General features: G+C 56.2%; 18 protein-coding genes. 11 read left to right on the top strand and 7 right to left on the bottom strand.

Annotated features, from left to right (window positions below; translation table 11 throughout):
- Positions 1 to 41: 41 nt before the first annotated feature.
- The 3 genes from LA5095_RS06405 to LA5095_RS06395 all read left to right on the top strand — a co-directional run bounded on the left by LA5095_RS06405 (position 42) and on the right by LA5095_RS06395 (position 5,138).
- Entirely contained in the window at positions 42 to 1,013 is a 972-nt protein-coding gene (locus tag LA5095_RS06405; RefSeq protein ID WP_082442628.1) for a helix-turn-helix domain-containing protein, read from the top strand.
- 187 nt (positions 1,014 to 1,200) lie between these two features.
- Positions 1,201 to 3,177, top strand: coding sequence for a copper amine oxidase (locus LA5095_RS06400; protein ID WP_055113172.1), 1,977 nt, complete (start codon positions 1,201 to 1,203; stop codon positions 3,175 to 3,177).
- 482 nt (positions 3,178 to 3,659) lie between these two features.
- On the top strand, positions 3,660 to 5,138 hold the full coding sequence (locus LA5095_RS06395; RefSeq protein WP_055114211.1) for a methyl-accepting chemotaxis protein: 1,479 nt from the start codon (positions 3,660 to 3,662) through the stop codon (positions 5,136 to 5,138).
- A 392-nt stretch (positions 5,139 to 5,530) separates the two neighbouring features.
- Here LA5095_RS06395 and LA5095_RS32650 read toward each other — a convergent pair whose 3' ends face one another.
- From LA5095_RS32650 to LA5095_RS06365, 5 genes are all read right to left on the bottom strand, one after another.
- Entirely contained in the window at positions 5,531 to 5,671 is a 141-nt protein-coding gene (locus LA5095_RS32650) for a hypothetical protein (RefSeq protein WP_158510347.1), read from the bottom strand.
- A gap of 115 nt (positions 5,672 to 5,786) precedes the next feature.
- On the bottom strand, positions 5,787 to 7,391 hold the full coding sequence (locus LA5095_RS06380; protein ID WP_055113165.1) for an alkaline phosphatase family protein: 1,605 nt from the start codon (positions 7,389 to 7,391) through the stop codon (positions 5,787 to 5,789).
- Positions 7,392 to 7,394: 3 nt separating this feature from the next.
- Positions 7,395 to 8,690 carry a TRAP transporter large permease gene (locus tag LA5095_RS06375; RefSeq protein ID WP_055113163.1) on the bottom strand — a complete coding sequence of 432 codons (1,296 nt, stop codon included), beginning with the start codon at positions 8,688 to 8,690 and terminating at the stop codon, positions 7,395 to 7,397.
- Positions 8,687 to 9,217, bottom strand: a complete 531-nt coding sequence (locus tag LA5095_RS06370; protein ID WP_055113162.1) for a TRAP transporter small permease — start codon at positions 9,215 to 9,217, stop codon at positions 8,687 to 8,689. Before LA5095_RS06370 ends, LA5095_RS06375 begins: the two co-directional genes overlap by 4 nt.
- Complete coding sequence (locus LA5095_RS06365) at positions 9,214 to 10,242, bottom strand: type 2 periplasmic-binding domain-containing protein (protein WP_055113160.1); 1,029 nt, start codon at positions 10,240 to 10,242, stop codon at positions 9,214 to 9,216. The genes LA5095_RS06370 and LA5095_RS06365 overlap by 4 nt, the downstream gene beginning before the upstream one ends.
- A gap of 118 nt (positions 10,243 to 10,360) precedes the next feature.
- Between LA5095_RS06365 and LA5095_RS06360 the strand changes: the two genes are divergently transcribed.
- Positions 10,361 to 11,296, top strand: a complete 936-nt coding sequence (locus LA5095_RS06360; protein ID WP_055113158.1) for a LysR family transcriptional regulator — start codon at positions 10,361 to 10,363, stop codon at positions 11,294 to 11,296.
- Between the two features lie 16 nt (positions 11,297 to 11,312).
- Here LA5095_RS06360 and LA5095_RS06355 read toward each other — a convergent pair whose 3' ends face one another.
- Together LA5095_RS06355 and LA5095_RS06350 are read right to left on the bottom strand one after the other, a co-directional pair.
- Entirely contained in the window at positions 11,313 to 12,593 is a 1,281-nt protein-coding gene (locus LA5095_RS06355) for a glycosyltransferase (protein WP_082442627.1), read from the bottom strand.
- A gap of 15 nt (positions 12,594 to 12,608) precedes the next feature.
- Complete coding sequence (locus LA5095_RS06350; protein WP_055114209.1) at positions 12,609 to 13,145, bottom strand: MarR family transcriptional regulator; 537 nt, start codon at positions 13,143 to 13,145, stop codon at positions 12,609 to 12,611.
- A 338-nt stretch (positions 13,146 to 13,483) separates the two neighbouring features.
- Between LA5095_RS06350 and LA5095_RS06345 the strand changes: the two genes are divergently transcribed.
- From LA5095_RS06345 to LA5095_RS06315, 7 genes are all read left to right on the top strand, one after another.
- Complete coding sequence (locus tag LA5095_RS06345) at positions 13,484 to 15,232, top strand: type I secretion system permease/ATPase (protein ID WP_055113156.1); 1,749 nt, start codon at positions 13,484 to 13,486, stop codon at positions 15,230 to 15,232.
- Entirely contained in the window at positions 15,229 to 16,611 is a 1,383-nt protein-coding gene (locus LA5095_RS06340; RefSeq protein WP_082442625.1) for an HlyD family type I secretion periplasmic adaptor subunit, read from the top strand. The genes LA5095_RS06345 and LA5095_RS06340 overlap by 4 nt, the downstream gene beginning before the upstream one ends.
- A 493-nt stretch (positions 16,612 to 17,104) precedes the next feature.
- On the top strand, positions 17,105 to 17,707 hold the full coding sequence (locus LA5095_RS06335; protein ID WP_055113154.1) for a calcium-binding protein: 603 nt from the start codon (positions 17,105 to 17,107) through the stop codon (positions 17,705 to 17,707).
- Between the two features lie 105 nt (positions 17,708 to 17,812).
- A complete protein-coding gene (locus LA5095_RS06330; RefSeq protein ID WP_055113152.1) occupies positions 17,813 to 20,020 on the top strand; it encodes a glycosyltransferase family 2 protein in 2,208 nt (735 codons plus the stop codon).
- Positions 20,020 to 20,868: a class I SAM-dependent methyltransferase gene (locus LA5095_RS06325; protein ID WP_144435931.1), complete on the top strand. Its 849-nt coding sequence runs from the start codon at positions 20,020 to 20,022 to the stop codon at positions 20,866 to 20,868. Before LA5095_RS06330 ends, LA5095_RS06325 begins: the two co-directional genes overlap by 1 nt.
- Positions 20,868 to 22,124 (top strand): glycosyltransferase family 4 protein, encoded by a 1,257-nt coding sequence (locus tag LA5095_RS06320; protein ID WP_055113150.1) that lies wholly within the window; start codon positions 20,868 to 20,870, stop codon positions 22,122 to 22,124. The genes LA5095_RS06325 and LA5095_RS06320 overlap by 1 nt, the downstream gene beginning before the upstream one ends.
- Before the next feature lie 10 nt (positions 22,125 to 22,134).
- Positions 22,135 to 22,899 (top strand): hypothetical protein, encoded by a 765-nt coding sequence (locus LA5095_RS06315; protein ID WP_144435932.1) that lies wholly within the window; start codon positions 22,135 to 22,137, stop codon positions 22,897 to 22,899.

The raw sequence follows: 22,899 nt of genomic DNA, 5'->3' as shown, positions 1-22,899 counted from the left end.
ATCTTGACGGGATCCGTCCTTGCAGCGAGCCGGTCGATCGAATGAGACCAGAAAAAGTCGATCTTGCAAATTCTCCCCTCGTGCGGACGCGCGCTCGCGCGCAATCCGTGGACGAATTGACGAGCAATATCCGTAATGTTTGTGGAGATTTCGAAATCGAACCGGCTGATGTTTCAACCGGCCGCGTCATTGGCGACGTCTCGACAATCAGCGTCTCGCGATTTGAGACGGCTATTGTATCGCTGAATGCGAAACGGGTCCTGCGTGACAAACGCATGATCAGGCGAGATCCGGGCGAGCACCTTTTTCTGGTGGTCCAGGACAAGGGAAATTGCTGGATCCACCAGAATGAGACATCTGTTCAACTGACACCCGGTGACATGTATCTGGTGGACAGCGCGCACAGTTCTGAGTTTGTCTACAACGGGGTGGACGCGCGACAGGTGTCGATCCATCTTCCTCGTGAGGAAATGCTGCATCGCTTTGGCCGGGTGTGCACCGGTGGGATTGCCATTGATCGGGGGGACCCCCTGTTCCTGGCCATGCGGGCGGTGCTGACCAAAATCTTTTCAGACGATATCAGCGTTGCCCCGCATCACGGTGAAGCCTTTCTCAGCATTCTCGGTGCTTACTTCCACAGCGTCGAACATCAGGAGGCGCTCAGGGACCGAACGTCCAAAGGTGTGCTTTCACGCGCACTGTCCCTGATCGACAGACATGCGATGGACCCCGATTTCGGCCCCCAAAGGCTGGCCGAACTGCTTCAGGTCTCGCCGCGGACGCTTCAAAGGCAATTCGGAATGCTCGGAGAACCGGTGGGCCGGCGTCTCCTGGCCGTCCGGCTCGAGACGGCGCGAGCCCGGCTCAATGCGGGCGATGAAAGTTCCGGGCGCAATACCATTGCGGCGGTCGCCTATGAGAGCGGTTTCAATGATCTTTCCTATTTCTACCGGGCATTTCGCGAAAGATTTGGCATGCCGCCCGGAGACATTCGAAAGAAAGTGTCGCTCTGAACCAAAGCCTTTGGCGCCCTCGCCCAAGACTGCAGCGGTTCCTCAGGTATCGTTTGCGGTGAGGGAACCGGTCCGCGCAAACACGCATTTGATCACGAAACAGGAGGACGTTTTGTGATCCGGCTTATCTGACGTGTTTTCAGTGATCCGGTTTCGGGCTCTAGAAAAGAGAAACCGGAGAGGGTTCATGACAATCAAGCAGATCCTGGCTTCAAGTGCGCTTGTGGCCAGTTTTGCCGCCAGTGCTCTGGCGCATCCGCTGGACGGATTGACGGCTGAGGAATACCAGAAGATCAGCCAGATCCTGAAAGACAGCGGAACCGTGACCGACAAGACGTTGTTTCCGCTGATCGAGCTGAAGGAACCACCAAAAGCCGATGTGCTTTCCTGGAAAGAAGGCGATGAGCTCGATCGGAAGGCCATGGTGCAGTTCACCACGGCAGACGGTTTCAGCGAGGCTCTCGTCAACATTACACAGGAAACCGTTGAAAGCAGCTCGGCGATACCGGACTCCGGCCAGCCGATGATCCTGTTTGCCGAATTCATGACCGCTCTGGAAGGTGGCCTGACGCATCCGGACATGATTGCAGGACTTGAGGCACGCGGGCTGAAGCCGGAAGACGCCTTTTGTCTTCCGTTGACGGCGGGCAACTTCTTCACACCGGAATTCGAAAATTCGCGCCTGATGAAGATCCCCTGCTACCAGAATCCGACCGGTTCGAATTTCTACGCCAAGCCCATCGAAGGCCTTTTCACGCTGTTTGATGTCGGCAAGAAGGAAGTCATCGAAGTTGTCGACACGGGCGCCGTGCCGATACCGGCGGACCCTTGGGGATATACGGAAGAGGAAATCGCCGAACGTGCCCCGCTGCGTCCCGAAACCAACCGCGTGCTTCTGAAGCAGGAGGGCGACCCCAACTACAAGATCGACGGCAGTCATGTCGAGTGGGATATCTGGCGTTTCAACTACCGTGTCGACAAGCGTCCCGGACTGGTAATCTCCAATCTAGATGCCAACGATCAGGGGACCTGGCGTTCCGTGATCTACCAGATGCATTTGTCGGAAGTGTTCGTTCCCTACATGGATCCGACCGAAGGCTGGTACTGGCGCACCTATATGGACAGCGGGGAATACGGGTTCGGGCTGTTCCTGACACCTTTGAGGGCCGGCATTGATTGTCCGGACTATGCGACCTTTCTTCCCGCACTGATCACCGATGACAGTGGTGGCCCGCTGGAAATTCCCGATGCGATCTGCATTTTCGAACGTAATATCGGCGACCCCGCATGGCGTCACTTCGAGATCTTTGCGCAGGGACCGGATCAGTTCACACCCGCCGAAGGCCGCCCGGAGACGGAACTCGTCGTCCGGACTGCCTCGGAAGTCGGCAACTACGACTACCTGATTGACTACAGGCTGAAACAGGACGGGCAGATCTTCATCAAGATCGGTGCAACCGGGCTGGATGCGGTCAAGGGTGTCGCCTCCACGTCGATGAACGATGCAACGGCCGCTGAAGACACGAAGTACGGCACGCTGGTCGCACCGAATCTGGTCGCGGCCAATCACGATCACTATTTCAATTTCCGGATCGACTTCGATATCGATCAACCGGTCAATCACATGGGAACGATGGAAATTGTTCCGGCGGAAGTCGATCCGAACCACCCGCGCAAGTCGATGTGGACCTGGAAGCATGAAATGCCCGACAGCGAGCTGGACGCCCGCTACCGCTTCAGTGCGGCGAAGCCGAAGCATGTGCACATTTCCAATCCGGCGCGGGAAGGCTATCTCGGGCAGACACCTGGATGGATGATCCATCACGGCTCGATTGCCTACGGACCGTTCGATTTTGAAAACGATCCGCCGTTCAAGCGGAACGCCTATATCGAATATTCCGCCTGGACGACGGTTCACGATCCGGACCAGCGCTATGCCGGCGGCAAATACGCAATGCAGAGTGACGGGACGGATACGCTGGCCGAATGGGTCAAGGAGGACAAGCCACTCATGGGACAGGACGTGGTGTCATGGTTCACTGCAGGCTTCCACCATATTCCCCGCATGGAGGACTGGCCGGTCATGTCGACGGAATGGAAGACAGTTCACATCATTCCGTTCAACTTCTTCGCCCATAACCCGGCAATGACCTTGCGGAAATAAAACGATGGCCGGGACATCACTGTCCCGGCCGCCAATTATGACGTTGCAATCCGGCCTCTTTGCGCGACTCAATATGTGCGAGAGCGTGCGGAGAAGCACATTTGCTTCGTTTCAACGTCGAAATCAGGCTGCTGCTCTGCAGAAAATTGCCAAAGTTTTGTCGAATCCGCGAGCCGGAAGGTAGCCTTGGTGCATCAGAACTGCATTTGGAGTAGAGCTCTCGTTTCAACCTCGGTTTGTGTTTGTTCTTTGGATTTTCTGGCTCCAGGCGTATTGTGACAAATATTACTTGAATTTTTTTTATAGGTATTTTCCTGTATAGTCTTCAATTTTTTAAACCTGAGATTGTGTCGATATATTTCTTCTACAATATTTAAAAAACCACTTTTTACGCTTCACTTGGTAATCTGGATCAATATTTCTTTTACCTTCCCGTGCGTAATATTCCGTCAGGTGCAAATTATGCTTCCAAAGGGATGAAAATGACGGTCTTTTTCGGCAATTCATGGAAGGCCACGGTCGAGGCGTTCAGTCGCTCCCAGGCCATGATCGAGTTTACCCCGGACGGGCACATTCTCGATGCAAACCCGAATTTCCTGGGTGCGATGGGCTACACGCTGGACGAGATCAAGGGCCAGCATCACCGAATGTTCGTCGATCCGGATTATGGTGGCAGCCAGGAATACGCTGACTTCTGGGCAGATCTGGCAAGTGGTGAATTCAAGGCTGAAGAATTCCTGAGGTTCGACAAGCACGGCAACGAAGTGTGGATCCAGGCGTCCTATAATCCGGTCGTCAATTCTGCGGGAAAAGTCGTCAAGGTCGTCAAGATTGCCTCCGACATCACTGAACAGAAAATGCGCAACGCCGACTTTGAGGGCCAGGTCGATGCGCTCAACCGGTCGCAGGCGGTGATTCACTTCGAGCTCGATGGCACCATTCTCGATGCCAACGAAAATTTCCTCGGCGCCCTGGGATACTCGATCGACGAGATCAAGGGACAGCATCACAGCTTGTTTGTCGATCCGGAGTATCGGGAAAGCGCCGAATACAGCCGGTTCTGGGAAGAGCTCTCCAGAGGTGAATTCAAGGCCGATGAATTCAAGCGTGTTGCCAAGGGCGGGCGGGAGATCTGGATCCAGGCGACCTATAACCCGATCATGGACGCGGCTGGGCGTCCATTCAAGGTGGTGAAATTTGCGACCGATATCACGGATCAGGTCGCGGAACGCCAACGCCGCAGGCAAGTTCAGGAGACGATCGATGCGGATCTGACCGAGATGGCGCAGTCGATTTCGGAAACAGCCCATCAGGCCAGTGAATCGGCATCGGCATCCGAGCAGACGTCTTCAAGCGTCCAGACAGTCGCCGCCGCATCGGAAGAGCTTGTCGCCTCCATTCAGGAGATCAGCCGACAGGTCCAGGTGGCCATGGAAGTCTCCAACAACGCACAAGGCGAGGCCGAGCGATCCAGCGAGATCATGTCCGGTCTTTCCGAGGATGCCAAGACAATCGGCTCCGTCATCGAACTGATCGACGGGATTGCCGACCAGACCAACCTCCTTGCGCTCAATGCGACCATCGAGGCCGCCCGCGCGGGTGAGGCGGGCAAGGGATTTGCGGTCGTTGCCTCCGAAGTGAAAAGCCTGGCATCGCAAACGAGCAAGGCGACTGAAGAAATCTCGGCACAGGTCAGTTCCGTTCAGGAAACCACCGAGAGAGCCGTGGAAGCAATTACCTCCATCATGGGGGTCATCAAGAACATTGCCGAGATTGCAACAAGCATCTCGACCGCGGTCGAGGAACAGACAGCCGTTACCAACGACATCTCCCAGAACATGCAGTCTGCAGCCCAGGGTGTTGACGTGGTGACCACAAATCTTCAGGCAATATCGTCGGTTGCTTCGCAACTGGACGGAACAACCAACAACGTCAGGGAAGCTTCACGGTCGTTGATGTAAGTTTCACTGCGTCCGGTTTGTTTCCAGGCCGTAGGGCGCGGGCACTTTCCGGGGCATGACTTCATCGGCGCAATCAATGAAGATGTGCACTTGCGGATCGATGAATTCCGGCCGGCATGAACAAGTCTGACCGGGATGTCGGCGCCGATCAGCTCCGGAAGAACCGGTATGAGCATTCCGGTGTTCAGTTCCCCGGAAGCCGCGGCTGACGGCAGAAGCTCAATGCCCTGTCCTTCAAGAACGGATGCCTTTACCAAGCCCGGTTCATTGGCGGCCAGACGACCTGAAACCCGCATCATACTGCTGTTCAGCAATGCCATGAGTTGCCTGGAGACCAGTCTCCCGCAACGCCGACCATGCGGTTTATGCATCTGGACACAGTCGGCAGCTTCTCAAAGATCAGTCGTGACAATGGAATTCGGCGGATGATCGAGGCTGGCATCGAGCCGATTGCCTGGAATGCCGATCCCACCGAGTTCCAGCGCGACCAGGCACGCGCATCCAAGCCCTCCGAAGTGACGCGTCTTTCTCATGGAACATCTTTTCAAGGTCGACCCGAATGCAAGCTGGAACTGATCGGCTGGAAAGGCGCGCGATGCGACAGGGCCTTTCACCGATGGGTGACCCAGCCGAAAGCTTGCGCATTTTTCATTCAGCGGCTGCCGGCTCCTGCCATCTGCCGATTATGATCCCGCTCTCATTTTCCCTGTCCCGAATTTCCATGACCTCGTCGTCGGTCATGGTGGTCCGGTTCTTTCTGGCTAACAGTCTTTCCAGAAGCCTGTTGTGCATTTCCTGGCGGATCTGTTCATGACCTGATGAACGCCCGAGGTCGATGAACTCGTCGGGATCCTCGCCCAGATTGAAGAGTTGGGGCGGAAACCCCTTGAAATGGATGTATTTCCAGTGGTCCGTCCGGATCATGTAGCCCCGGGCATCCGAAGGGCCGAGTTTGAGGGTTTCGCGAGCCGCGTAAAATGCGTAGTCAATTTCGGAAAATACACTGTCGCGCCAATCTTCCGGCGTTTCACCGCGCAGGAGTGGTATCAGCGAACGTCCTTCGAGCCTGTGGGAAGCTGCGCGGGCGCCAGTTGCCTCCATGAAGGTCGGAACAAGGTCGATCGCCTCGACAAAGGCATCCGAAACCGTGCCGCGTGTTGCGTCCGCTTCCTTGCGCGGATCGCAGACAATCAGCGGCACGCGCACGGATTCTTCGTGAAAGAGTTCCTTTTCACCCAGCCAGTGATCGCCCAGATAATCGCCGTGATCGGACGTGAACACGATCATGGTATCGTCCGACCGCCCGGTTTCCTCCAGCCAGCCGAACAGACGGCCCAGGTGATCGTCAATCTGTTTGATCAATCCCATATAGGCCGGCAGTACCGTTTCGCGAGTACCCTGTTCGGAGAAAGTCCGGCTGACTTCCATTTTCATAAATGCTTCAAATACGGGATTGGGATCGCGCCTTTCGGCCTGGGACCGATGCGCAGACGAGAAAGATCCGGGCCCATACATGTCATGATAGGGCGCCGGGGCGATGTAAGGCCAGTGCGGTTTGATGTAGCTGAGGTGGCAAAGCCAGGGCGCGTCGCCCATTTCTGAGATGAATTCACGCGCCCGCATCGTCATATAGGCGGTTTCCGAGTGCTCTTCCCTGATCCGGGCGGGCAGATTGGAGTTTTTCAGGTACCAGCCGGACAGTACTTCCCCGTCAGGTCCTTCGCCGGCGTTTGCATAGTCGTTCCAGGGATTTTCCCCTTCATATCCGAGCGAACGGAGCCAGTCATTGTATCGGAGTTTCCCCCCTTTTTTGCGCAGAAGCGGATCGGGGTGCAAACCGTCATCGCGTTCATAAGGGTCAAATCCGGGTTGACTGACGAGGCAACCTATGTCGGTCGACCCGTTGAGCCCAAGCCGTGCCATACCCTCACGATCCGGGATCATATGCGTTTTGCCGACAACGGCAGTGGTCACGCCATTCGGTCGCAGATAATCTCCGAGCGTGAGTTCACCGATCGGCAGCGGGACCATGTTCCAGGTGGCACCGTGGCTGAAGACCGTGCGGCCGGTATAGAACGAAGCGCGCGAAGGCCCGCAAACGGGCGACTGGACATAGGCGCGATCAAAGCGGACACCCCGCTCGGCCAGACGATCGATATTGGGTGTCTTCAGATGCGGATGACCATAGCAGGACAGGTAGTCCCAACGTAACTGGTCCGCCATGATGAACAGGATATTCTTGATCTTGGGCATGGCTTACCTTGCGATTGACGGAAGGAACGTTGCGATCTGCGGGACGGCAAAAACAGTGATCAGACCAATACCAAGTGCAACGATGTAGGTTGTGACACCACGGAAGATGTCGGTGAGTTTGACACGTGGCAAAACCGATTTCACCACGAAGACGTTCATGCCGATTGGCGGTGTGATCAGCCCGATCTCGGTGACGAGCACAACGATGATCCCAAACCAGATCATGTCGACACCGGTCGCGTAGAGAGCAGGCAGGAAGACAGGCACCAGAAGAACGACGATGCCGATGGTTTCGAAAACCATGCCCATCAACAGGGCGATCAGGCAGATGAAGGCGACCAGTTCTGTAGGCGAAAACTGGGCGTCGTCGACAAAGTCGAGGAGATCATATGGCATTCCCGACATGTTGATGAACTGGGTAAAGACCACGGCGCCGAACAGGACGATGAATATCTTTGCGGTTGTCGTCGCTGCTTCGACCAAACAGACGCGCAAGGCGCCAATCGACCGAAGATGACCGCGGATCACGGCTATGACAGCAGCTCCGAAAGCGCCAATGCCCGAGGCCTCGGTTGCCGTAAAAACGCCGCCGTAAATGCCCCCCAGAACGACTGTGAACAGGATCAGCACAGGCAATGTTCCACGGATCGCGTTGCGCTTGCGTTCCTGGTCGAGGTCGGCCGCAGCCGGTGCAGAAGCCGGGTCGATACGCACCATGACGACAACTGCGAGCAGGAACAGAAGAACGAGCAGCATTCCGGGAAGGATGCCCGCAATGAACAGCAGTCCGATATCCTGTTCGGCGACGATGCCGTAGATCACAAGCGGAACGGAAGGCGGGATCATGATGCCCAAGGTTCCGCCCGCAGCGATGGTTCCGGCGGCAAGGCGGTCTGAATAATTGTAGGCTTTCATCTGTGGCATCGCGACCTTCGACATGGTCGCGGCGGTTGCCAAAGTTGATCCGCACACGGCTGAAAAGCCGCCACAGGCAAGCACTGTCGCGAGCGCAAGCCCACCCCTGAACTTTCCAAGCGCCGCATAGGCCGCATCATAGAGATCGCGGCTGATGTCCGAACGGTAGATGAATACACCCATCAGCACGAACAGCGGAATCACCGAGAGATTGTAGTTCTGCGCGTCCTCCGTGACCTGCTGCGCGACCATTGTGAGTGACGCGGACCAGCCTCGCTCCAGCGCAAAACCGACGAAACCTACCAGCAAGGTCGCGAAACCGACACGGAAGCCGTAAAAGCACAGTGCCAGCAGCACGGCAAAACCAAGGAGGGCGGTGATCATCTGGGCTGACCTGCCGCCGACTTCCTGACGTTGAGAATCTTGAACGCCACACCTGCGATCTGCGATACGACGCTGATCACCGCAAACACGGCGATGGACGCGGTGACATAGTAGAGCGGCATTTCAAGCACGACCGTCAGTTTGTTGAGGGTGTAAGACTCCCAAGCATGTTCAAAGAGCACCAACGCAATCAGTCCCATGCAGAAGACCGAAAAGAGCTGGATCGTGATTTCGTAGACCAGCGGTGTCATCAAACGCTTGATGGGGGCTTCGAACAGTTCCACGGTTATGTGGTCGTCGCGCGCATTGATGACACCCAATCCGGAAAAGATTGCAAGTGCGAGCAGGGCGGAAATGATTTCCGTTCCACCGAAAATCGGGCTGTGAAAGAGGTAGCGTCCGATCACGTCGATAAAGGTCAGCAGCATCATGATCAGGATCACGAAGCCCGATATATTCTCGAGGATCGTGACCGCTGTCGTAAGAGAGGACCTGACGATAGCCCTGTTTTCGGACGCGCCGCTCATTCGGAAAGTTCCGCGGCACGTTTCCGGTAGTGGGCAAGCGCCGCAGGGCCGTCGATGCCGGCTTCCGACGCTTTTGCAAGCCAGGCCTCGGTTATGGGCTCTGCGGCTTTGACAAGCGCTGCTTCCAGAGCCGGGTCGATCTTGTGCTCCAGAATGCCCTGCTCATCAAACGTGGCCTGAACTTCCTCCGACACGCTGTCCCAGAGACCTGCAGCGACCTTTCCCACGCTTGCCTGTGAAATAGCGCGAATGGCTTCCTGATCTTCGGGCGAGATTTCAGCCCATTTGTCCGCGTTGACAAAAAACGAAAAGGTAGTCGTGTAGACCGGACGCGAAACACGCGTTACGGACTTTGTGTAAGGCAGGACCTGGAAGGCTTTTAAACCGTCTCCATTGAGACCCATGTGGCTGTCCACGACGCCGTTGGCGATGACCTCGTTTGAGCGGACAGCAGGCGTTGCGACAACTCCTGCTCCGAGTTCCTTTGCGATATTCGCCAAGGGACCGGGCAACGCCCACATCTTGCGTGACTGAAAGTCCTCTAGAGTGATGATCGGTGTGTCCGTACCGGAGTAAATGTCACCCGGAGTAATCACCCACTGGGCGAGAAGCTCGACGGTGTCGAATTCATCCGGATAGAATTTCTTGTTGGTTTCCCAGGCCGCCTCGGTCATGGCAATACTGTTGCGTGTGCCGGAAAACGGCTGCATCGCTGTCAAGGCACCGGTGACGCGGTTACCGATCAGGCCATTGAATTGTACTGCCGCATCGACCAGGCCTTTTTCAACGGAAGCGAGTTGCTCCGGCGGTGGTGACACGGATTTCGGGGGAATATTCGCGGTCACCCGCCCCTCTGTCACCCGTTCGACTTCTTCGATCCATCCCGGCAGAACCTTGGTGCAGACGAAGTGCTGAGGCGGCCAGAAGCAATTCACGATCAGGCGTGTCTTGGCTATTGCGGCTCCGGGCAGGCTGGACACGGTCATGGCGATCGCTAGCGTGATCGCGGCAACATGCAGTTTCATGGGTTTCCTCCCTCGAAATCGGGCAATTTTTTATCGATATTCTACCCCTGCTTAGATGTTTGACGAAAAAAACATATCCGTCTAATGTTATTTTGGTACGATATTATGTGAATCTGATATGTTTATTGACCCACGACACCTTGAACAGCTTGCCGTCATCGTCGATTCGGAGACACTGCAGGAAGCAGCGGACAAAATCGGGACGTCCCAGCCGGCCCTGAGCCGCATGATCAAGTCGCTCGAAGCGCGCTCGGGCATGACGCTGTTTGACAGGGACAGCAAGCCTCTCAAAGCAACGCGTCTTTGTCTTGAACTCGCCAACCAGGGCAAGGCCGTGAAATCCGCACAGCGCAGAGCGATGGAATGCGTACAGCTTGCAGCGCAGGGGCGGGGTGGGTTCCTGAAGGTGGGTGTACCGCCTTTTCTCTGCCGGAGACTGGTTTCGGAAGCGGTGGCGAAATTCGTGTCTGAGCAGTCGGCAGCGCATATCGAACTTGTGCCTGATTATTATTCGGGTCTGCAGGAAAGGCTGCTTCAAAATGTGATCGATGTGATTGTCGCACCATCGAAATATGTCGATCACAGCAACGCGGATTTCATTCTGGAGCCGTTGTTCGAAGACACCAACGTGATCGTCGGCCGCGCCGGACATCCGCTATTTGGCAAGCGACAACTCACTGCAGAGGACTTGTCTGCCGTTACGTGGATAGGCCACTCCGACAGCAGCGTCTTGCGCTACGACATGGAGACAGCGCTGAAACTCCTGGGATTGCGGCATTTGCATCTGGCCTTTCAGAGCGGATCGGCGGACGCGATCATCGAGGTTCTTCGCAATACCGATCTGCTGACCGTTCTGCCTCGCTATGCCATCTGTTCCGACAACAGTGATGGCATGGCAATCGCACCGGTCGATCTGCCCAACTCGGTGCAGGTGATCTGCATGATAACTTTCTCGGGTCGGAATGAGAGCGAACTCATGCGGGCATTCAAGGTACACCTGCGCGAGCATGTCGCCGCAAAGAACATGAATGTCGACCTTCAATCTGCGTTGTGAGCGATCGAACCGGGAACTATGAAACTTCTTCTTTCCTGTCGGGACCCGGGATCTCCCTGTCCCGCGATTGGGCGTGAGGCGATTGCGCACGCGATCCAAGCACCCGTGACAGCAGGCGCTGTGTTTTCACACAGCATTCATTGAGCTCATATCGGGACGCTACGGTTTTTCTTGCTTCCGTGCGCATCGCGTGGAACAGGTCAGGTTTCCAGAGTGCCTCTTCAATTCTTTCTGCAAACTCTTCGATCTTCCAGAAATCCACGAGCCGGCCGTTGACACCGTCTGTGACAACTTCTCGGACGGGAGGGGTGTCGGAAGCGATAATGGGGGCCCCGCAGGCCATGGCTTCGAGAAACGACCAGGACAACACGAACGGGTAGGTCAAGTAGACATGAGCTGCTGATACCTGAAACAGGCGCAGCAGATCCCGATGCGGTATCTGTCCAAGAAAGTGGATCCGCTCCGGAGGAAGTCCGGTTTCTTCCAGAAGGAGCTTCCGCCAGTTGGAATTGCCTTCGGGTCCGCTGCCGTAGCTGACTCCATCACCACCGGCAACCACGAACCTTGCTTGAGGATTTCGTTTGCCGACGATGGCAGCAGCTCGCATGAACTGCGGAAAACCCCTGTATGGTTCAAGATCGCGCGCGGCGAATGTGACAACCGGGTCGCCTGAACTGAGGAGTGTCCCGTCCGGCAGACGGAATGTGGCCAGTGGATCAGGTCGCGCCCGTGACAGGTCGATGCCTTCGTGTTGCGCGACGATTTTCCGTTGATAGGCGCTCGGATAGCGGCTTCTTTGCCATTGAGTCGGGCTGACGCCGCAATCCATCTGATCGAGTGTGGAAAGTTGTACGGCATTGCGCAGGCGCAGTGTCTGCCGCCTTGCAATGTCCATCTCCTCGGAAGGGGCAAAACCGACGTCGCCGCCTTTCGGCTGGAAGTAGTATTCGCAAAACCCGACCATTGCCGTGTCGGGAAGTGCATCCTTTACAAACATCATGCCGCCCCAGGCGATATGACCCATGACGATATCGGGGGGGCGGCCGTGCCGGGCGAGCCGCTGGAGGATATCGGCGACCCGTCGTCCGGCTTCCACATAGGGAACCGCCACGTCACCTTGTACGGCTCGCCCGGAGTCGGCTGCTGCGCCATTTGCATAGCGAAGCACCCGAAGTCCCGGGACGGGCCTGTCAACGCTTTCGCACACCAGGGTAACAGTCCACCCGTCCAGAATGAGGCGGCGGGCAATATGAACGAATTGCCCGGGACCGCGCCGGTGCACGAAAACAATATGCATGGACAGAGACTCTGGTCAGAAACCGTTCCCCATGAGACGGCCGTTCCCCTGCTGGAGATCCGTTGCCCAGATCACTTCAAGCTTTCGCAGCAGCGCAAAGGTTTCTTCCAGGGCCATCCGGTCGCGTTCATTGCGGACAATCTGGGCCTGATTGACTTCGTCAGCAGCCTTGATCGCCTTGCAAAGGAGCTTGCCTTTCTCGGTCAGCCTGATCCGGGCTGAGCGTCTGTCTCTTGCCGATGCCGTTCGGTCGACATATCCGGACTGAACGAGCTGTTTCAGGCTGTAGGAAGCATTGGATCCCAGATAGTGACCACGATCCATCAGATCGCGCACAGACAGATCGTCGTCCCCGATCGTAAACAGAAGCATGGCGTGCGACGGCGAGATGTCATCGGCACCGATCCTGATCAGATCAACCCGCAACCGGTCGAGATATCGCCGGTACATTCTTTCTATCACACGCACGAGTTCGAAATGGTTTGCGTGAGCGTAGGGATTCAAATCGGCACGTGTGCCGGTTTCCGCTACATCATACGTATTGCTTTCCACCTTTGGTTTAGGGATGTCGATTCGACCATTTATTTGTTGTGGTGCATCAGTGAAGATTTTGTGCATATGCCCCTAACTCCCACCAAATTTCGAACTAAATTCGAAATAAATTCATTACCAAGTTGCTCCTTGTCTTCGCGAGGCTTTCGTTTTTTATTTATAATTTTATCTTTTGCATGGGAATCAATCGCATGCCACAATTAAATCCCAAACTTCATTCAATTTAGTCTACAAACCTTCGCCATTTATAGGGAAAAGATGTGTCGTTTTCTAGGCAATTACTAATTTTTTTCGCACCTGCGAATTCGTCTTTGAGTTGAATAGTTGGAGAATGATGCATGGCTGAGCAGGTGGAAGCGGCCGCAAAAGACCCGTCCCGGCTGGTTCGGGAAGCTCGCAAGACCTTTGCAACTGGTCTGATCGCGGCAGCCATCTTGAGCGGGTTCATCACGCTTTTGCAGCTGACCGCACCGCTGTTTATGCTCCAGGTTCACGACCGTGTTTTGAACAGTCAGAGCCTGGACACGCTGGGAATGCTTGTCGTAATCGCGGCCGGTTCGCTCGCTCTTTACGGTATTCTGGAGTTCATTCGCAGTCAGATTTTTCAGGTCATGGGCACGGAGTTCGTGCGCAGGCTCAATCACAGCGCGATCGAAGCAGGCGTGAAGTCATCTCTGGAAAAAGGGGGGAGTCTGGCTTCGGAAGTGCTCCGGGATCTGAATGACCTGCGCTCATTCATTACCAGCAACGCGATCAGTGCCCCCCTGGAAGCCCTCTGGGTGCCGATCTTCCTTGCGGTGCTTTTTATACTTCACCCGCTTTATGGTCTCCTGGCGGTTATTTCGGCTTTTGTTCTCATCGGCCTCAACATCATCTCCGACATGGCGACGCGTTCGCTTCTGAAAGAAGCCAATACCGCAAATGTCGAAAATGTCGCGACCATGGCGTCCACTTTGCGCCATGCGGAGACGATCGAGGCGATGGGGCTGATGCCTGCGCTTGCGCGGCGCTGGCGGAAAAATCAGGTGAATGCCAGCGAGCTGATGGCGCATGGTAGCCGACGGGGAAAGGCCATCCACGCGCTTACGCGCAGTTTGCGATTCGGCATGCAGATCGCCGTGCTTGCTCTTGGCGCCGACCTTGTTATCCAGGGGGAGGTGACGGCCGGAACAATGATTGCCGCGAGCATCATCACCGGACGATTGCTGCTGCCGTTCGACAACATGACCGAAAACTGGCGGCAGTGGGTCTTTGCCTTCACGGCGTGGGGACGGGTGCGCGAGGTTCTGGAGAACCATTCCTCCATCCGACAGTCCATTCCAACGCCGCCGAGTGAAGGCCCGCTCAAGGTCGACCGGCTGGTGTTCGTCGCGCCGAACACTCCGCTTCCGGTCATCAAGGGCATTTCGTTCACCCTGGATCCAGGTGACGTTCTAGGCATCGTCGGACCCTCGGCGGCAGGGAAATCCACCCTTGCCCGGCTGCTGGTCGGAGCTCTGCAGCCGACAACGGGCGGCGTGTTCCTCGATGGGCATAATGTCTATCTTTGGGAACGGGCTTCCTTCGGGGCCATGGTCGGGTATCTGCCGCAATCGGTTTCGCTTCTCGACGGAACCGTCCGTGAAAACATCTCGCGCATGTATGATGCAGATCCGCAAATGGTGATCGACGCCGCCCGCTCGGCTGGCGTTCACGAGATGATCGGCCGCATGCCGCTTGGTTATGACACACCGGTCGGCGACAACAAGTACACCCTTTCTGGAGGGCAGAAACAGCGTGTCGCGCTCGCACGGGCCCTGTTCGGACGTCCGAGGCTGCTTGTTCTGGATGAGCCCAACGCAAATCTCGATACCGAAGGTGAGGTTGCCCTGCTCAGGGCGATCTCCAGCGCCAAGAAAAACGGAGCAATCGTGATCGTGATCGCGCACCGCCCGGCGATCATGGAGGCGACTGACAAGATCCTGGTCCTGGAAGACGGGCGGATCGGCCAGTTCGGTGAAAGAACCGAAGTCGTTAGCAATATTACCAGGCGATTGCCTGCGCCGAGCGCAGATCGTGCCCTGCCTGCAAGTGGAGAAGTGGCATGACGTCGCGCGCGGACAGCGAAACCAAAGTTCCGGCAAAGCTGCCGGACCTTGCGGTCAAGCCATTCTGGCAGCAACCGGAACCCCCTGAACACAACAAGACCTCGAGCCTGCGTGGTCCGCTCATCGCGGCCTTCCTTGCGGTCGGGATTGGATTTGGCGGATTTCTGCTATGGGGATTGACCGCAGATCTTGACAGTGCCGCCGTGGCGACCGGAAAGGTGGTTGTCGACAGCAAGCGAAAGACGATTACGCATCTGGAAGGCGGGATTCTGCGCAGGCTGCTCGTGCAGGAAGGCGACTTCGTGAAATCAGGGCAGCCTCTTGTGGAACTCGATGATACGCGGGCGCGAGCGGATCTCGCGCAGTTGCGCGGCAAGAGGATCAGCCTGTTGGCAACGCTGGCGCGGCTGCGCGCCGAGCGCGACCTCAAGGGCGAGATCGAAATGCCGGCCGAGCTTTTGAGCAGCGATGCACAAACCGTGTCGGATGTGATGATCGCCGAGGAGCGCTTTTTCGAAAAGCGCCGCAAGGTCTACGAAGGCAAGGTGGCATTCCAGCAAAAGGAAATCGAGCAATTCGCAGCGCTGATAGAAGCCGCCGAAGCGCAGATCAAATCGAATACGCACCGTCAGTCCCTGATGGCAGAGCGGGTGGATGCCCTGAGCGGCCTTGCGAAGAAAGGGTTCGCATCAAAGGCCATGCTGAGTGAGGTCCAACTGGAGTTGAGTGAACTGATCGGCAACGGCGGCGAACTGGCGGCGGAAAAGGCCAAGTCGGAAAAGGCGAAGCAGGGGGCGGAAGTTGCCTTGCTGCAAGCCGAGCAGGAACTTCAGAGCGAAATTGCAAGCGAGATACTCCAGGCACAGCTGGAGCTGAACATTACCAACGAACAAATCATTTCTGCCAAGGACGTACTCGACCGGCTTGTGGTCTACGCACCGCAGGGGGGGATCGTCTACGATATCGAGAAACGGACACCCGGTGGCGTGGTCGAGCCGGGCAAGGCGATCATGGATATTGTCCCGCAGGACGAAAAGATGCTTGTTGAAGTCCGGATGAACCTCAAGGATATCGATCACGTCCGGGTAGGATCTGAGGCGCGCATCAGGCTGACCGCCTATGACAGGCGAAATGTACGTGCTCTCGATGGAGAAGTGACCTACGTCGCCGCCGACCAGAGCATCGACCAGCAGACGCAGGCCGCATTTTATGTCGTCAGGGCGGAAGTCAGTCCGCAGGAGTTGGCAAACAACCCTGTGGTCGCGCTTTATCCGGGCATGCCTGCGGAGGTGCTTATTGTTCGCAGGGCGAGAAAAGCGATGGAATATCTGCTTGAGCCACTTACGGAAAGTTTCAATCGCGCCTTCCGGGAAGATTGACCTTTTCCGATCGCATATCCGGCATATCCATCAATATAAAAATAGCATGCAGCGCGCTGCATGCTATTTGTGCACTGCGGTATAAAAACCGGCACGCGCTTATTTCTACTCAAGAATTACAATCGTACATTCTATCAGAGCGAGCGTTCCGGATTCGGCAGGATTTCATTGTTTTTATTGTAACTATCAGAATTAATTGATAAAATTGAGATTTTCAATATTTGGTTGCAAGTCGGGTTTAGCTGATATTAATTCGAATTTATATGTAAAAAATGCACAATAGTCTGGTAATTTAAAAACATCATTCGAGTAATATTATATAAAATACTCAATAAACAAAATATTGCCTTATTTTTTTCACTATTCATCACTTTGAATTGAAAGATAAATGTGTATTGTAACTTTTGCATCGCAAGAAAACGGGGTTTGTGCGGCGCGGGGTGCCACGGTTTCCGGGGCGTTGTTTGAGTGACGTTAACTTCAGGAGTAAGCTATGGCCACAATAGAAGGCAGTGCTTTCGAGGATTTCCTATCGGGCACAAATGCCCAGGATTTCATTTTCGGTCTGGGCGCGTCGGATGTCATCGTCGGCAACGAAGGCGATGACTTTTTGTTCGGCGGCAAGGGCGGTGACCTCATCGTTGGCGGTGACGGAGCTGACAAGATTTTCGGGCAGGGTGGCGACGACGTTATTCTTGGCGGAGATCACAGCGACATCATCTTTGGCGGTTCGGGGTCCGACTATATCGAAGGCGGAGATGGTGGCGACATCATCCTCGGCGGCGAAGGAACCGACATCATTGACGGCGGTGCCGGTAATGATGTGATGTTCGGTGGCGGAAACCACGATGTTTTCGTTTTCAGTGGTGGTGGCGGCAACGACATTATCATGGACTTCCAGGTGGGTGATCTGGTTCAGATCTCCGCAAACATCAACAGCACCGGAATTGGTTCGGCTGCCGACGTTGCGGATCGCGCAACACAGGTCGGCAACAACACGGTCATCGATCTGGGCAACGGCGACACCGTCACGCTCAACAACATCGATACAGATGACCTGAAGGACAATCCGGAAGGCTTCATTGTCGTGACATAACATACTGTCCCCGGGCGCCCGGCTTGCCGGGTGTTCGGGGCAGTGCCTTTCTGCCCGGGCGCCTCTGTGTGCCCGGCATTTGTTCTCGCGTAATGAAGTTTAAACATGCTCGAAACTCTCGGCACATATGCGGAATCACCCTTTGATGCGCCGCAGTTTCTGCAGCTGACGCCCGATGTTTATCTTGTTGCCTGGGATCCTCCACATGCAGTCAACGCAGCGCCGCGGCTGGAAGAACTCGGGAGCGCCCAGTTTTCCGCAATGGCGAGTGTTCGTCTGGCGTTGCTGGATGGACGGTCGAGAATAATCTGGGCGCTTGCTCCGAAAGACAAATCCAGGCTGAATTTGAAACTGACGGCAGGAACCATCGGATCCGGAGCGGAACTCACGGCGGACTTCAGTCAGTCCGTAAGTGCTGTGGACCCGTTCGCCCTGACGAATGGCCTGACACAGAACGCCTGCGCGTCGCTTGTCACAACGATCCTGAACACCTGGGCAGGCATGTTCAAGTTGGCGAGATCACGCAGTTTCGTCGGCTTCGCCACCAAGTTGCTCCAATCAGTCAATGATGCGCCGAGTGTTGCCGACTGTGTTGCTTCGGTGAGCGGGACGTACCTTCTGGAAACATTTCTCAATAGTGAATGCGCAGAAATCTCGTCGGCTATCCTGATTGGTGACGCCGGTGTCAAGCGGCTTGATGGCGACATTTTCAATGAGTCCTACAACAACGGCCGGAACCGGCTGTTCCTGGGCACTGTTGATTTGGCGCAGCCACCTGCCAGGAGCCATCTGGTGTTGTCCGGTCCATGGGGACTTGCGATCCGGCGGCTGGAAGCGGAGGGCGCGGCGCGCTCGCTCGGAACATGGTGGGCTTCCAACGCGCGCAAACTTCCCGAAGTGCGCGACTATCTCATTACCAGACTGGGCGGAAGAACGCCGACGGCAAGGGCAGCCGTACGTGATCTGCAACTTGCTGAACCCATGCCGGCACGGCGGTATGGTGCGCTTGGCGAAACCGCGGCCTTTTGTGCTGTCGAAACGGCGATATCCGTTGACAGCGGTGTTCTGGTCGGGGGCTGGATGCGGGATCCAGGCAAATCGATCGAGGGCCTGGATGTTCTAACGGTCGAAACGGAACCGGTTCCCCTTGAGCTGCATGCGTTTGACGGCGTTCTGCCGGAAACGCAGGGTGGATACCCGATCAAGAAGTTCGTTGCATTCGCGCAGACCGGAGGCGCGCTGAGGCACCACATCCAGCCACGTCTGGAGCTTCGACTCGCGTCCGGAGAACGGACCTCGCTTGTACCTCCGCCGCAACCAAGCGATGCCGCAGAAAGCCGCGCAAACGCTCTTTCCATTATTCCGCCCCGGCATGCGACAGATGCGCTGATCTCCGGATGCCTGGCACAACCTCTTGCAGACCTGCAGGATAACTTTCGCAAGCAGGTCGGTGGTCCAACCGAGATTCTGATCGGAACGCAGACACAAAATCCTGTCGTTTCCATCGTGATCCCGCTTTACAAGATCTACGAATTCATGAAGCCGCAACTCGCCGCATTCGCGGCGGACAGATGGCTTGCTGAAAATGCAGAAATCATCTTTGTGCTCGATTCCCCGGAGCAGGCGACGCATGTCGAAGACCTGCTCATCGGTTTTCACCTTCTTTATGGTTTGCCGATCCGGATGATCGTGATGGAACAGAACGGCGGATACGCGCTTGCCTGCAACGCCGGCGCTTCAAAGGCCAACGGCCGATACCTGGCGATGGTCAACTCTGATGTGGTGCCTCTGGACAGCGGCTGGCTGGAGCAGCTGTGTGCCTGTCTGATGATGGATGAACAGGTCGGTGCGGCGGGGGCCAAACTGCTCTATGCCGACAATGCCATTCAGCATGCCGGTCTCAAATTCATTCAGGATGAAAAAGGCCGCTGGTTCAATCATCACTATTTCAAGGGGTTTCCGCGTCACTTCCCGCAAGCCAGCACCTCGCGCGAGGTCCCAGGGGTAACGGGCGCCTGTCTCGTTCTGTCACGCTCCGATTTCGAGGAGGCGGGAGGATATACGACCGACTTCATCATTGGTGACTATGAAGACAGTGATCTTTGTTTGAAATTGAGAAGTAGTAATAAAAAGATTTATTACCTTGGCGATGTTGAGCTTTATCATTTTGAGCGCGTTTCCATAAGCAAAAATGGGGATTACACGCGCGGTGTTGCTTCTCAATACAATCGCTGGCTTCAGCAATTCAGGTGGGAACAGGAAATAATGGATGTGATGTCCTCGATTGGTGCTCGGGACGGGATGGCAATCTGATGAACTCTCCCGTCATGATCGAAGACACCGTGAGACTAAAACCCGCCGCCATCGCGGGCGACCGGTTGGCGCTTCTTCAAAAGACCATTCAGCGCAACCGGTATCTGCCGGTGCCGCCGAGCGAGGAGAACTTCGTCGGTGACGGAGATTTTTTGGCAATCGGTACTGAATTTCTTGGATATTTTGTCGAACTCGGCGGATTGAACGAGCACGAACGAGTATTGGATATCGGCTGCGGGATCGGGCGCATGGCGGTGCCTCTGACCCAATATCTCGATCATGACAGAGGGCATTACACCGGTATCGATCCCGCATCTCCCGGCATTCAATGGTGCACGCGGCAGATCGGGTCCATCTATCCGAACTTCCGGTTCATGCACCTTGATATTGCAAACGATCTCTACAATCCGGACGGCTACATAAAAGGCGCGGAAATCAAGTTGCCGTTCGCCAACGGGTCCTTTGACTACGCAATCATGACCTCCGTCGTAACCCATTTGCCGCCAACTGAAATCGAGCCCTATTTTCACGAAGTGTCCCGGCTGCTGGACAAGGGCGGGCGGCTGTTCCTGTCGGCATTCATCATGAATACCGACACGCAGCCCGGCTCAGAAAAACTCACTCCCAGAATCCGGTTCCAGCGCGCAGGCGCGGGTCCCGCCTGGTACGGCAACGCGCAAGCCCCGCTGGCAGCAGTGGCATTTGATGACGGTTTTCTGGACAGGGCCCTGAACGCGGCCGGTTTTGAAATCGCGTTGAAGAAACTCGGTCACTGGCGCGGACAGACCGGAAGCCAACACTACCAGGACATGTTCGTCGCGGTGAAAACATCGCGGGGCCGGCGTTGATGAAAATTCTGGTCTTTGCCCACAATCATCCCGAACTTCATCCCGGTGGAACCGAGACCGTTGCACTCGAGTTATCGAAGGCTTACCGGGAAGCGGGGCACGAGGCCCTTTTTGTCGGTGCAACCAATCAATTGCATCGGGAGCCGCATCCCGGAACCAGTTTTCAGGCGATCAGCGACAGCGGCGACGAACTCCTGATGTGGGCGGGGCACTTCGACCGGTTCAACATGAGCCAGGTGGATCTGCGTGCCTTTGTTCCAGACATGACAGCGCTTCTGGAAAGCTACCGGCCTGACGTCATCCACATTCACCATCTGCTGCTTTTCGGCGTTGAGTTACCGGTTCTGATCCGGCGCGTCCTGCCAGACGTTCGTATCGTCATGACGCTTCACGACTACTATGCGATCTGTGCCAATGACGGGGTCCTGATGCAGAGCCCCGATGAACCCTGCGCAGCTTTGGGACCAGGTGGCTTGTGCAAGTGCCTGGAGGCTGCGAAGCCCAACGACATGCGATTGCGCGAGCGTTTCATCAAGACCCATCTGGGTGCGGTGGACCAGTTTGTTGCACCCAGTGCATTCCTGCGGGATGTTTATGTCCGCTGGGGTCTGCCTGCGGACAAGATCGGTATCATTCGCAACGGCAGGCCGGACGTGGAACCGGTGCCGGGCCGCGCGTCGAGCGACGTTCCCAAGCGAGTGTTCGGCTTTTTCGGAAATCTGACGCCCTGGAAAGGCATTGAGGTTCTGCTGCAGGCTGCGCAGGTCCTGATCGAGCGCGAAGTCGAATTCGAATTGCGCGTGCACGGCGGGGCCCCGTTTCAGAGCACCGAGTTTATCGAAAGGATCGAGACCCTGTTCAAGGCGACCGCGCCTCATGTCGTGAGGCTTGGTCCATACAAACCTCACGATGTTCCAGACCTTATTGGTCCTGTCGACTGGGTGGTCGTGCCATCGGTCTGGTGGGAGAATGCGCCGCTTGTCATTGCCGAGGCACAGCAGCATGAACGGCCGGTGATCGTCACTGGAGTTGGCGGCATGGCCGAGGCCGTCCGGGACGGCACAGATGGCCTGCATATCCGTCGAAATGACCCGATCAGCCTGGCCGCCGTGATGAAGGCTGCCGCAGACGATCCGGGCCTTTACCGCAACCTTGCAGAAAACACACGACGGCCACCCGATGTGGCGACGGTGGCGAAACAGTATCTTGAGTTGTTCATTGACCAGCACCGGAGAGTGAGTGACCCGGCAGCCTAGCGAGACGATCATGACCGCAGCAAAGTTGGAAGACAAAACTGCGCAGGCAGAAGCAGACCAGAACAGCGCTCCGAAGATCCAGGGGCGGGTGGATGCGTATGAGCAGGGCCGCCTGCTCGGTTGGGCCTGGGATGCAGCGAACCCTGCAGACCGGATGACGATCCATGTGCTTCATGACGGCGAACGTCTCATGAGCAAGACCGCGGATGCACAGCGTATCGACCTGCAACGCAACGGGATCGGTGACGGGGCCTACGCCTTTGATCTTGAACTGCCCCAGGCTGCGGCGTCGGCCCCTGAGGGACTGTCCATTGTCGCTGAATCGCCACGAGACGGAACGCAGTCGACGCTGCCGCGTCCGAGCGTGGAAGAACGCGCGGCGGAGGCAGCAATCGCGCTGCCATTGTCGCTGGTGATGAAAAAACTGGACCGGGTGATCTCCATTCAGGGAAAGAGCGCAATCGGCCAGCGGGACGCGACCGAATTGCTGAAGAAGACAACCCAGAGGATCGACACACTTGCCTCGAAAGAAGGAGAGCTTGGCGAGGCAATGGCCATTCTCAAGAACGGTCAGGGCGATCTTGCGCAGCGCGTCAAGGAACTCGAGGTGTTTCTGCTGCGTTTCGATACGACTCTCAAGAGCTTTGACGACCGCTTGATCGCGCTCGGTGACAGAAACCGGAACGGTCTCAAGGTGCATCTGCTTTTGCTCGCAATATTACTCGGCTTCGTCGGCGGCATGGTGTTTGCCGCTGCAGGCGGATTGTGGAGCTAG

The sequence above is a fragment of the Roseibium album genome (genome assembly GCF_001404515.1).
Lineage (GTDB): Bacteria > Pseudomonadota > Alphaproteobacteria > Rhizobiales > Stappiaceae > Roseibium > Roseibium album.
Note: the sequence above shows the minus strand (reverse complement) of the source record. Positions and strands in the feature narration are given on the sequence as shown.